This window comes from Acinetobacter sp. PFS20, assembly GCF_052261015.1.
Lineage (GTDB): Bacteria > Pseudomonadota > Gammaproteobacteria > Pseudomonadales > Moraxellaceae > Acinetobacter.
Map to the genome: position 1 here is coordinate 2,906,981 of NZ_JBPVZE010000001.1, position 12,747 is coordinate 2,919,727.

The 12,747-nt window shown below is 38.7% G+C and carries 11 protein-coding genes; all 11 read right to left on the bottom strand.

Translation table 11 applies throughout. The annotated features are described in order from the left end of the window. Window positions 1-6 precede the first annotated feature (6 nt). The 11 genes from surE to ACS125_RS13695 all read right to left on the bottom strand — a co-directional run bounded on the left by surE (window position 7) and on the right by ACS125_RS13695 (window position 12,622). Complete coding sequence (surE, locus tag ACS125_RS13645) at window positions 7-978, bottom strand: 5'/3'-nucleotidase SurE (RefSeq protein WP_443272698.1); 972 nt, start codon at window positions 976-978, stop codon at window positions 7-9. A gap of 232 nt (window positions 979-1,210) precedes the next feature. Beyond that, a complete protein-coding gene (locus ACS125_RS13650) occupies window positions 1,211-2,374 on the bottom strand; it encodes a hypothetical protein (protein WP_443272700.1) in 1,164 nt (387 codons plus the stop codon). Further along, a complete protein-coding gene (locus ACS125_RS13655; protein ID WP_443272702.1) occupies window positions 2,367-3,695 on the bottom strand; it encodes a TolC family protein in 1,329 nt (442 codons plus the stop codon). Before ACS125_RS13655 ends, ACS125_RS13650 begins: the two co-directional genes overlap by 8 nt. Next, the gene (locus tag ACS125_RS13660) at window positions 3,692-5,278 is read right to left on the bottom strand and encodes a GH3 family domain-containing protein (RefSeq protein WP_443272704.1); all 1,587 of its coding nucleotides are present in this window, start codon (window positions 5,276-5,278) and stop codon (window positions 3,692-3,694) included. Before ACS125_RS13660 ends, ACS125_RS13655 begins: the two co-directional genes overlap by 4 nt. Beyond that, a complete protein-coding gene (locus tag ACS125_RS13665) occupies window positions 5,275-6,063 on the bottom strand; it encodes a hypothetical protein (RefSeq protein WP_171056769.1) in 789 nt (262 codons plus the stop codon). The genes ACS125_RS13660 and ACS125_RS13665 overlap by 4 nt, the downstream gene beginning before the upstream one ends. A 188-nt stretch (window positions 6,064-6,251) precedes the next feature. After that, window positions 6,252-7,799: a DHA2 family efflux MFS transporter permease subunit gene (locus ACS125_RS13670; RefSeq protein WP_443272706.1), complete on the bottom strand. Its 1,548-nt coding sequence runs from the start codon at window positions 7,797-7,799 to the stop codon at window positions 6,252-6,254. Between the two features lie 24 nt (window positions 7,800-7,823). Continuing rightward, a complete protein-coding gene (locus ACS125_RS13675; RefSeq protein WP_443272708.1) occupies window positions 7,824-8,885 on the bottom strand; it encodes an HlyD family secretion protein in 1,062 nt (353 codons plus the stop codon). Between the two features lie 686 nt (window positions 8,886-9,571). Next, on the bottom strand, window positions 9,572-11,032 hold the full coding sequence (gene iaaH, locus ACS125_RS13680; RefSeq protein WP_443272710.1) for an indoleacetamide hydrolase: 1,461 nt from the start codon (window positions 11,030-11,032) through the stop codon (window positions 9,572-9,574). Between the two features lie 91 nt (window positions 11,033-11,123). Then, window positions 11,124-11,843, bottom strand: coding sequence for a response regulator transcription factor (locus ACS125_RS13685; RefSeq protein WP_174742103.1), 720 nt, complete (start codon window positions 11,841-11,843; stop codon window positions 11,124-11,126). A 321-nt stretch (window positions 11,844-12,164) separates the two neighbouring features. Next, window positions 12,165-12,365 (bottom strand): TonB C-terminal domain-containing protein, encoded by a 201-nt coding sequence (locus tag ACS125_RS13690; RefSeq protein ID WP_440202469.1) that lies wholly within the window; start codon window positions 12,363-12,365, stop codon window positions 12,165-12,167. Window positions 12,366-12,391: 26 nt separating this feature from the next. Further along, a complete protein-coding gene (locus ACS125_RS13695) occupies window positions 12,392-12,622 on the bottom strand; it encodes a hypothetical protein (RefSeq protein ID WP_065718663.1) in 231 nt (76 codons plus the stop codon). Window positions 12,623-12,747: the final 125 nt, after the last annotated feature.

Sequence of the window (12,747 nt, forward strand, 5' to 3'; positions counted from 1 at the left end):
TTCCCCTTACTTGTTAAATAGGCTTTTTAAACGAATTTTGAGCCATTCTTGAGCTGCTGGTCGCTGGTCGTAAGCAACTTGCATTGCAGTTACAGCAATTTTGCTTTGCATTACGGCGCTTTCATCCGACATTTGCGCGGCGGTTGGAGCAGATGGTGCCGCATCAATTCCTAGGCCAAATTGATTGTTGCCTTTATTGTCTTTAGTCACTTGGAATTTCAGCTTATATAAGTCATACGTCCCAATTTTTGAAAAAGCAAAAGGTGTGCTGGTTGTTAAATTTTTAGGAAAATTAACATTTAAGGTAATGCCTTTTGGCAACAATTGGCCCTTACCTGCCTTAGCTTGTAATTCTTTTAATAACACTACAGTTTGTTTTGCCACAATCGCAGAGTTAGGGTTGTTTAGAGTTTTATCATCTACCGTGTTTGTATCTGCGCTTAAGGCAATAGATGGAATGCCACGCCCTGCTGAAAACTGTACATTGCCAATCGTGCCAGAGTGCACAACGACTTTTCCGACATTTTGTCCTTCATTCGGGCCAGATAGAACTAAGTCTGGCGCTTTACCCCAACGCTTTGGCGCAACCACATCCAGTCCATAAACTGTTGCCATCACTGGTGTGCCATGCGTGTAGTTCCAGTCACCATTGGTATAACCCGCTTTGGTAAAAATTCCAGCAGCAGGTGCGCCGATTGGTGCTGCGCCATTGTGACAACCATTTTCAGTCGCAATTTGCTTATCATTATCTGCCGAAATAGTCGTTGAGCTGTACATGACAATTGCGCCACCACGACCACTTTGTGGTGAACACGGTACAGACACAAGCACGTTATGACCATTTGCTTTTAATTCATCATAAAGCGCTTTGACATTGCTGGTTAGACCGTCATCGTTAACCAATAAAATATTTAGTGCAAAAGCTGGAGTTGTACACAAAGATAGAATCAGACCGCCCAATAAACTTTTTTTCATCACTTAACTACCATGTTCTTAAATTTCGATTTGTATAGTAGTTGCGCTATATGTACGTTTAGTGACTACGCATCAATAAAAATTAAAATAATTTTCCATTAAAAATTAAATAATTATATTATAAGTTATTGCTATATTTTCTTTTATAAACTGATCTTCAACTTCAGTGCTCATATTCAAAATGACAAAACCCACATTCGTGGGCTTCATTCAAAGTATCACTTCAAGCTTTAAATCAAATACGTCCAACCTCTAAGTACGGAATCAGGTTTTTATCAAAATGTGGTCGTGGGTCGCCTTCATAACTAATAAAACCATGCATACCCGTTAGGCGTTCACCTTTATAAAACTGGTTTAACTGATGGCGCGGATCTTTATGGGAAAGCGTAAAGCTCACTACACCAACGCCCTGCTGTTTTGACTGGTTATAGGCATCTTCAAGCATTTTATGATGCAAAGCTAAATCTTCTGGATGGCACATAAGCGTATGTAGCACATGGTATTGAATAGAGTCACCGAGTTTAGGCAAACGCATACCCTTAGTTAACGGAGTCAATAAGTTATAAACGGGTCTAAAAATTCCAATGACTGAACTGTAATGCAAAATTTTAGTTTGCTTAATACTATGCTGATCCCATAAACCAAACATGCCCACTAGTTTTTCACCCTTAAAATAAAGTGAAAAGTCTGAGAGTTTTATTCCTGAAAAGTACCGATGCCCTTGGGCCAGTTCTTCAAAGTTATAGGCGGGAATAAAGTTATAAAACTCTGCCATGTTGGCAATAAACTGATTCATGGCTTCCACGTGCTGAGCTTCTGCAACACAGCTACGAATCTCTTGAAGATCAATCTGTTTATCAACTTGCTTTAAAAAAGCCGTGATTTTTCTTTTTGCGCCTAAGTCAGTCAGGCTTAATGTCTCAATGAGCCCTTCGTCATAATAATCAGGCATTCCCGTTTTGCCTGTTTGGATGGCAGCGCGCGCGGCGTGGTTATCATCAAAAATAATCATTTGGCTATAGTTCGGTTCATGCATGGTTTGTTTTACATGCTTTGCTAAAACCTTAACCAGTGATTTGCCACGATAGTTGTGATCTACCCGTAAGTCACCCGCGTACCGTAAGTTTTGAATGTTCCGATCGACATAACATGGGCGGTAACCGTTGCTATAACAAGCGAGCTTCTTTTGACTCTCGGTGTCTTCAATCACCACATGTAATTTATGTCGATACACAATGTCGGACGCTTGAAAATAACTCGGTTCACGCTGAAAGCTAATTTGTATGCCTTTGGTCGTCATCGGCACGGCAACTAAATCTCTTAATGCCTGATCATCTGCCAAATTTGCTTCTCGGGTAATCAGCGTATTATCAGCAAGTGGTGGATTTGTTTTATTCATTATTCACCTGTTGCACGGTCTGTACAGGAACTAAGTTATTTAAACGCCCCATTTGGTCGAGTAGCTGATAGACAAACACCACTTCGTCTTGGTCATTCACGGTTTTCTGAGTTTCTGCATCGAGTAACTTTTGCTCGGTATTGAGCAAATCAAACGTGGTTTTGGTGCCGACATCAAACTCTTTACGCGTGTAGACAAAGGCAATAGACGCAGCCTCTATGGCATTTGCCAGTGCTTCTTTATTTTGTCGAATGGTTTGCAGCTGTGCATAGGTCGTGCGTGTACGCTTATTCAAATCCAGTTCAAGACTTCGCGTTTTTTGGTTAGCCAAATCTATATCGGCCTGTGCTTTTTTAACGTTGGCGCGATTTAAACCATCGTCATAGAGCGGTATATTGAGCTGCACCCCAACCATATAGTTATTACTTTCAGAACCAATATAGCTTGCTTCATCTTGCTTTCCGGCACGGCTAGTCAGCATGACCGTTGGCCAGAGTTCCCGTTTAGTTAAAGCATATTGTTTCTCGGCGGCCTGCTTTTCGTATTTGCTACGCATTAAAGCGGGATGGTTTTTGGTTTGCGCCAAAATTTCATCTAAGTTAGCTGGAATAACTGGCAGTTGTTTAATCGCAACAAGGTTATCAGGCGTTACACCTGTCACTTGGTAAAACTGTGCTTCGCTTACGGTCAAGTTAGATTGGGCCTGTGTAATATCGGCTTGGCCTTGTGCGACTTGTGCCAAAACCTGAGCCAAGTCCGCACGGGTAATCATGCCCACATCAAAACGGCGCTTTGACTCATATAAAGACCTTTGCAGATTTGCCATGGTTTTTTGTCTGAGTTCTAAAATGGCTTTCTTCTTTAATACATCGGTATAGACCATCACGGTATTTAAAATGGTTTCCGATCTCTGATCTGACAAACCTTGGTTTTGTGCAGAGAGCTGACTTTCGGCAACATCAATTCCTAAACGGTGTCGTCCAGACGTATAGATCGGATAATCAGCCTGCAATTGTAAGCTTCGGCCTTTACGGTTTCCTTCGGTTGGAAACAGGACGTGTGAAGGTGTTTCTATTTTTTCATAGTCAAGTTGCCCCACTAAATTGACTTTGAGTCCATCACGCTGTTTGGCTTGTTCAAGCATAGCGGTGGACTGGTTCACGCTTAAACGACTGACTTCAAGCTGACTTTCATGTCTTAAACTGGCTGACAAAGCCTCGTCTAAAGTCATAGCATGTGTATTCGACACAACCAACACGCCTAAATATAAGGCGTGTCGAAGTGTTAAAAACCGAGTATTAAATGGCTTCATCCCTTTCATAGTTGTTCCAAACTATTGAGGGTGACTTTTTTGAGTGGCTCAGGTTTGATATTGCCTTCAATAATGCCATCAAACATGACAAGTTTTTTATAGGCATTCCAACCATTATTGGCTTGGCGAATTTGAGGCTGGTCAAGCTGTCCCAAATTTCGAGCAAGTTCGTAATGGAAGTTTTGACGCAAAATACTGTCGATATATTCATTGTTAATGCTGTGATGAATTTCGCCTTCAAAAAGCACACAATAAAATGGTTTAACCTGCTGTTGGGTATCAATCGCGAGTAAAGAAATCGCTTTCGATTCTGTTTCATTTAACTGCGACAATAACTGATGAGCTGTTTCAGGCGCGAGTTTTTCACCGACCAGATCTACCCCAAAACGGCGGCCTTGGAACTCAAAACACGGGATTTGCTCTATAAAGCCCGTGACCCGCAAGCAATCATCCAGACAGTAGCGAAGTAAACCATTACCCGAGGTAATCAGCGGGCTCACCACATCGCCTTGTTTAAGCTGCCACGACGGAATGATTTGTCCTTGTTTATCGCCTTCTAAATATTCAAATTCATAGAAATGACTTTGGTATGCGAGTGGATATTGGTCGTTATAGGGAATCGTTATTACGCCTTCGGTTGCCCATAGGCCTTTGCCTTCAAACTGAACACTGGGCAATTTTTCTTTTAATTTTTCAGCCCAAGCTTTTGAACCTGCTGTATCCCAACTCGACACTAAACTTAATTTAGGCCATAGCTGTTTGAAGTCAATCTGTTCGCCATTTGAACTGTCAATTAAGGCTTGAGCGCTTTCAGGACTATGCGGTGCAGTCACTTCTTTTAATGAAGCCTGACGATTGCCCCATGAACCACTTTGTAAAACTTCAATCACGTCTTGTTGTAGTAACTCTAAACGTTCAAGCAATTGCAGCGCAAAAGTTGGACTCCACACCGAAATCATGGCTAAGTTACGGTTTGCCACCAAATAACAAATGGTGGCAAAGAGTGCATCATCGGCATTGGCTGCAAAAGCAACACTACTTGGAACCGCTTGAGTAAACTTAGATAAAATTCGCTTACCTACGCCCAGTAGCGCACTATCATCATTTAGGTTTTTATCTTTTAAAACTTCACGCTGGCTTTCAGGTAACCATGACACCGACCAGTAATGCGTTCCCGAACTAAGCTGCGGACATTTACGGTATAGACTTGCCATCCACGGCGCAATCGCATGATCAAGCTCATCTAAAAACAGTTTCGTATATGGAATAAACTTGATCTGTTCACTCGACCCACTGGTCGGCTGGAAACGAACCAGTTTACTGCTAGATAGTGAAAGCTTTTGTTCACGGTAACGTTGAATGTCTTCTCGCCATGCACCATAACGTGTCGCAGGAAATGATTTTACAAATTGCTCATAGTTTTGAACTTTTTTGTCTTTAGCAAACGTAGAGGTCTGTAAAATCGAATGCAGGATTTGACGTTGTGTCGCTTCTAAGGCATTAAACTGTTTTTGAAAATTACGATCGGATGCATCACACCATTTTTTTAAAATCAGATGCGAACCCAAAGTTAGCCATTCATTAGATTTCATTGGATGGCCTCTCTACGTTTTGTTTTATGTGTTACACAGGCTTCAAATTTTCCCTTACTCGTGGGTTTTGTGATGAGCTTTACTGGGAAACGCGCAAGATCTTTCCAGCCTAATCGACCAATACACGGTAATTCTGTACCCGCACTCCATGTTGGATTCATTTGCTCAAAGAAATGAATATTTGGGTTCTTCTGTCTCATTTCGGCAGTAATCGGTGCAACTTCACCTTTTAATGGTTGATAGTCATCACCAAAGTTGAGTAAGCCAGCTTCACGGTCGTAGTATTCCCCAAAGAATTTCTCACAGTAGTGCTCAACCACTTCTGAGAGATGCTGATTTTCATCTTTAATATTTGGGTAGTAGACATAGTAGTTATTGGCGAGTAATAAGTAGGTCTTATAGCCTTTAGAAATGAGTAGCCAATAGAGTTCGTTAAATGGATATTTGATTCGAAGCTTGATCATGAGTTTGAGCATGGTACTTTGCAGACTACGCGTGCCCCAAAACTTCTTCAAAATGACCGTATCACCGCTAAATAACACGGTGTAGTCTTTACCGTTTAAGTAAAAGTGCTGCACAACAACGGTTGAGAACCCCACAATCTCATCTGTTTCCGAGTCAAAAATTAAGATCGCACCACTTTTATTTTTAAAATCATCTACGAAAATAGAAAATCTCGTATTTTCATAATACTGTTCGTAAATGGAATACATCACTTTTAATCGCTCTGTATCGATTTGCTCTTTTTCAAAATATTGACCATAAGTCGTGTTTTTCAGGTTCAATTTTGAAATCAATTTATACGTTGTATTAATCATAATCCTTTAACCTTCCACCTCTAATTTGCGAGTTTCCCGATCTCATCTACCGATATAAGAAAACTCATAAAAATGTTCTTTTTCTATGAAGGGATACGTTTTGATATGCCCTATTGTTTTTCATTCTTTGAAAGCCGCTCTTTATTTCTAAATAGCTACATATTCATTTTCTTCCCCCGATCCATAAAGATGGTTAAAAAGGCGGTCACAAACATGATGATTGCGAGCATGCGTAATAAATCATTAAAACTAGATGTAAGCGCTTGAAAATGAATGTCACGATAGATCACGCTGAGCGCAATTTGCTGTGCATTTGAGCCGACTTCCTGATATTGCGCCGTGAGCTGATCGAGTCTTTCTGTAAAAATCCAGTTCTGCGGGGTCATCGACTGATTAATCTGGGTAACATGTAGCGCAGTCAGCCAATCTAAAGATGAGTTAATCAGCGCTAGTCCAACCGCTCCACCAATATTGCGCATCAGGTTATAAATACCGCTGGCATCGGCCACTTTACTCAGTGGCAAAGTGCTCATTGCTAAATGTGAAACCACAATCAGACAGATCATGAGACCAATACCACGGTAAATTTGCGGCCAGAACATAAAGTCATAATCGCTGTGAATGCTGAGGTGAGAATTGAGCCATACACCAAAACCAGCCAGAATCATTCCGACAAATACAGTTTTGCGGGTATCAAAATTGGGAATGAGCCACGCAAGAAACGGCGCAAAGCAGAACATGACAATGCCTGTCACCATCATGACGTGACCAATTTGGCTACTGTTCATTTCACGCACTTGACCCAGAAATACTGGAATCATGTAACCCAAGCCATAGAGCGCCATACCAATCACAAAAGTTGTGATGGCACTTAAGGTAAAGTTTTTGTTTTTAAATACGGATAAATCGAGCAATGGCTTAGGCTGGGTAAAACTTCTAGAGAAGAAAATCATGCCGCCCACAACACAGACCATAAAAGCAATCCGAACGCCTGTGTCGGCAAGCCAGTCGTGCCGTGCACCTTCATCAAGGAAATATTCAAGCCCACCCAAAAACATCGCCATGCCAACGAGGCTAAACCAGTCCATGCTTTTGATGAGTGAATGATTCGCACGGTCAATATTTGGACCTGAATAGATGACCGTAGCAATGATAATGCCCGGAATGATATTGATCAGGAACATCCAGTGCCATGAAAAATTATTGGTTAACCAGCCGCCAATGGTTGGGCCGATGGCTGGACCTAAGGTACTGATCATTCCAAACATGACTAAAGGCAATGAGCGTTTTGCTTCAGGGAAAAGTAAGTACAACGCAGTCATGGAGGTCGGAATCATGCCACCGCCCATAAAACCTTGAATGCCACGAAAAACCAATAAACTTTCTAAGTTCCATGCCAACGCACAAAGTAAAGAACTGACCGTAAAACCAATTGCACAGATGGTGTAATACACCCGTGTTGAAAGCACCCGCGAGACAATACTCGACATTGGAATTGCGATAATCTCGGCAATTAAATAAACCGTTTGCACCCAAGTCACTTCGTAACGACTTGCACTCATTCCAGCTTGAACTTCGTTTAAAGAACTCGCCACAATCTGAATATCAAGAATCGCCATAAAGTTGCCAAAAATCATGGCAGCAAAAATTGCCCATGCCGTCTTTGCGGGAAACATCCACTCGGCGTCAACGTGCTTATTCATGTCTTATTACCTAAATTTTTATTATTAAGTTCTTAGGTCAACGGTGGCACTGACCGACATACCAGGTTTTATCAAATCGATATGCGGGCTTGAATCTATGGCAATACGTACAGGAATACGTTGAACAACTTTGTTAAAGTTTCCTGTGGCATTGTCTGGTGGCATGAGTGAGAAAGTTGCGCCTGATGCTGGTGAAAAACTCTCAATTTTTCCGCTATAGGTTAGGCTTGGATAGGCATCAAGTTTGAGTTCAACTTTCTGACCAATATGCATTTTTTCAATTTGGGTTTCTTTGAAATTCGCTTGTACATACAAACTATTTTCAGGAATGATCGCCATTAAGCGCGTTTGCGGAGAAACACGTGAGCCTTTTTGAATTGCAAGGCTACCGATTTTGCCGTCTACAGGACTGACCACTTTTGAGGAAGCCAGATCAACCTGATATAAATTTAAGTTTGCATGAGCACTTTGAATATCAGCTAGAAGCTGCGCTCGACTGGCTTTTAAGCTCCCCAACTGAGCTTCTGCTGCATTGACGGCTGCTTGTGCCTTGCTGAGTTGTGCCTGAGCTGTTAAATATTGAGACTGAATGCCTTCAAAGTTTTGACGGGTAATCACGCCATCTTTTAGTAAATCTTGATAACGTTCAAAATCTTTTCTTAAACGAGTTAAATCTGCTTGCGCTGCCACTACACCACTATTTGCTTCAGCAATGGAAGACTTAGCAGACTTTTCATTTTGCTGTTGTACACCAAGGGCCGCTTCTTTTAAGCTGACGACAGAACTCGCCTGATCATAACGAGCTTGGTAATCGCGGTGGTCTAATACCGCCAAAGTTTCCCCTTTCTTTACAAACTGATTATCGTTAATTAATAACTCAATCACTTCGCCTGAAATCTTTGGCATGACCCAAGTAACATCAGCTTGTACATAAGCATTATCAGTAGATTGATAAAATCGGTATACAAAAAAATAATATATAATGCCTGCGATTAAAAATAACAGCAGGACACTAAAAACACCCCAAGTTATTTTCTTTCGACTTTGGAAATTAGTGTCAGTTTCTAGCTGAGCTACGTTATCCATATTCATTCCGTTTATTTGTAATATTCGATTTTTTATTTACACCAATAAACTATTAGCGTCTTTTTTACGTAACTTTTCACTTGGTTTATTCAATGAATCGTGACAGCGTAAAATTTGGTGCAAATTATGGTTCTTAAATCGATTAAATATCATTGACCCTTTTGACATATATTTTTTCTATTTACGCCAATACCCTGCATGCTATAAAAAATATGTTTAAAAATTATGTAATTTTATATTTTCTAAAAAATTTAATTATAAAAACTTTCTTTAATAATTAATTTAAATAAACAAAATCAGTAACTTGTAAATATAATTATTTATGTAAAAGTGATTAATTGGTAGAAAAATTTATTGCATTAACATTAAAAATTGGCGTTTACTTTGTATAGATTATGTTGATTAAATTAAAGCAATATGTAATTTAAAGAAATTCTTCGAGAATTTTTATAATATTTATAGAAGCATAAAATATAAAAATTATGGTTTATCAACAATAGTAAAGCACAGCTTATTAAAGATGTATCTATGATTAACAATATTAAATAATATAATATAAAAACTTTCCGACCAAATCCAAATTATTTTTAAGAAACCAAGTATTATTCAAAAACAAAATTAATCTAAAAAAGAGTTACTTTTAACTCTTTTTTATTTAGAAAATAGAGAATTATCGGTTTATTTTTTTACTTATTTAAAACCTTAAATATTTCTTCTAAAGTCATCCCAATCGCAAGTATTTCACTATCATGATGAGGTAAACCATCAATTTCTAATCCAACGGGTAGTTTCGATTTCGCTCCCTTTCCAATCGGCAAACTCAGCCCTGGTAATCCGATATTACTGCCGGGGTCCGTATTTCGAATGAGTGTCTGGAAATTTTCAATTGAATTGGATTCTTCATTTGCGAGTGGTGCAACAATCGGTGATGTCGGAAATAATAAAGCATGTAAGTTATGCGCTTTAAATGTGTTTTGGTAGAGTTCAAGTAGTTGAGGCCGAGCTTCACTAATGGCTTTTTCATAGAAAGGTAAAACAGGAACAAGTTGCCCCGTCTGATCTTGAATTAATTGAGGAAGGATATTCTGTTTAAAAATTGCCTGTACATCTGGGCTTAAAATTTGATCAACTACAGTCTCAATGGTCAAATTTACATCATGATCTTTCAAATATTGAATAAGGTCATATTTGCCTTCATAGACAACCACTGGAAATGAAATCGCATGATTGAGTTGTTCTAAATTCGGCATATCGACATTAATAATTTCGACTCCTGCCTGTTTTAAAAGCCCAAGTGCAATATGTGCCTGCTCACGAACATCTTCATCTAAATGATTCCAAAAATATGTATTGATACCGAGCCTAATTTGATGAGGCTGTAATGGTCCTTTTTTTGGCTCTTGAGTAATAAGCTGATCAATTAAAATAATGTCAGATACGGTGTGTGCAATCGGGCCAGCAGTATCCCGCGTATGTGAAATTGGGGTAATACTGTCTCGTGAGTATCTTCCTACCGTTGGACGAAAGCCGACACAACCATTTAAGGCACTTGGCAAACGAATCGAAGCACCCGTATCTGTACCAATCGCAATTGGAACCATTCCAGCGGCAACAGCCACAGCACTACCTGAAGAAGACCCACCAGCAATGTGCAATGGGTTTACAGCATTTCGTGTACCCACAACGCCTTCAATGTGCATTGCAGTATTATAACCGGTTACCCCAAAGGCCAATTCATGCATATTGGTTTTACCAACAATGATTGCGCCGTGCTCAATAAGTTTTTGAATAATCGGTGCGGAGCTTTTAGGCTTAAAATCAGCTAAAGCTGGTGTGCCTGCACTATTTGAGAAACCAGCAACATGAATATTATCTTTAACCGCAATTAAAATACCCATTAAAGCTGGACATGGTTTTCCACTCAGTAGATATTCATCCCAATATTGAGCTTGTTGAATTGCTGAAGCTTTATCTATGCTAATAAATGCATTTAAAGACTGTTGTTTTTCAATAGTGTCGAAGTAATGATGCACAAGTTCTTCACAAGATACTTTTCTCTCATGAATCAATTGAGTGATGACATCTATTGAAGCATTTGCTAAACCCTGTAACTCAATCCAATTATTTTTTTCAACTGCATTTGACATGGTGACTTAAAATCCATTTAAGTTGTGATCTTAAGAACTTAGTACAAATTGCTCGATAATTCGTATCCTCAAAATTGAGGATTGCTTTGCTTTAATGTTGAATGAGTAAAGCCATTTCAGTGCGATTATTGCAGCCTATCTTTCTCATAGAATTATTCAGATGGGTTCTTAATGTGGTAAAGCCAATACCAAGTAAATTTGCCACCTCTTTATCACTTAAACCTTTAGAGACCAAATGAACCACTTCTTGTTCACGTGGAGTCAAACTATATTGTGTTGATAAATCTAGTGGTAAGGCTTGGGTAAAATAAGGTTCAAGTAGATTTAATATTCTTTTTTCACGCTCACCAAACATTTCAGCGTCTTGCGCACGCCAAATGCGTAAATCACCAATATCCATACCATTTCGGACAAAATAAATATTTATACCGTGATACAAACCATAGGTTTTTAAAAACTCATTGTAATAGCCTGTTTTTTTCAGGTCTGCGAGAGGCATGACTTCGTTTACAAATGTTGGTTTCTGGAGCTTATGAAGCTGTGCAGTAATGGGGTCATCAAATTGCCAAATACACTCATAATCCTCCATCGCTTTGGGATCGATTTTCCATATCAAGCCTTCTTTTGATAAGTTATGTGTTGAATCCCAAATATAAGACGCGGCAAAATCAGCTCGCAACAAGATGGCAATATCTGCAATGATATTTTCACGTAAATTATATTTCCCTTTTCCTGAGCCAAGTTTCCATAATATTTCAGAAAACAATGTAAACTCAGAGGGGCTGAAATCCTTTTCTAAAAGTGCGGTCATCGTCTACCTATTTAACGAAATCCATCGAATTTTAAGAAGATCGGTTAAGTGCTTCCTTTGAACTTAATACCAATCCCATCCTTTTCTATAACATATCTATTTTTTGATTTGGTAGGTAATAGCTATATTTTGTTCGTAAAAATATTAATTTTCTAGTTTGATATGTTCATTATATAAAAAGCCCACCGAAGTGAGCCTATTCTTTAACAATCAATTTCAACAGAGTAGTTCATTGATTTAAAAAATTATATCCTCTAAGATTTCTTATTTCTCATCTTGAAATATCTTAAAATCCGCAGCTCTTATTGATTTTAAAATTTTTTAATCTTGCTCCGGATCACCACTGCTCTTTGTAAGAACTACCACGAGCGAAACATTTTTATATAATTTTATACGTGCCTCTGCTGTTAGATCTTTTGCTCCTAGTTTTGCGGTTTGAGAAATTAGATTTTCCTCATTTGCATGGATATTCATGCTGAGACTTATAGCAAATAGTCCACTTACTAAATATCTTTTTATCATTATTTATCCATAAAATTTTTAATTATTTAAAGACTAAAGGTCCCAGCTTTAGCTCCCGACAGACATTCAGCTAATTTTACTGTGCTGCTTAATCCATAATATAATTTTACCTCTGAAGGACTTATAGTCTTACCTAAAAAGGTATAGCAATTATCAAAATTATTTTCTAATTTACTTTCTTCTAAATATTGAAAGTACTTATCTGATAAAATTTCTATTGCTTGATTTGACCAATGAAGTTTATTTGCCTTCAACATGGTTTCCTTTGAAAATTAAAGATATGCTAAATTTTATAGGCTAATCTATTCAATTAGAAGTAAAACACGCAAGTTTACTTATTACTTATTACTTATTACTTATTACTTATTACTTATTACTTATT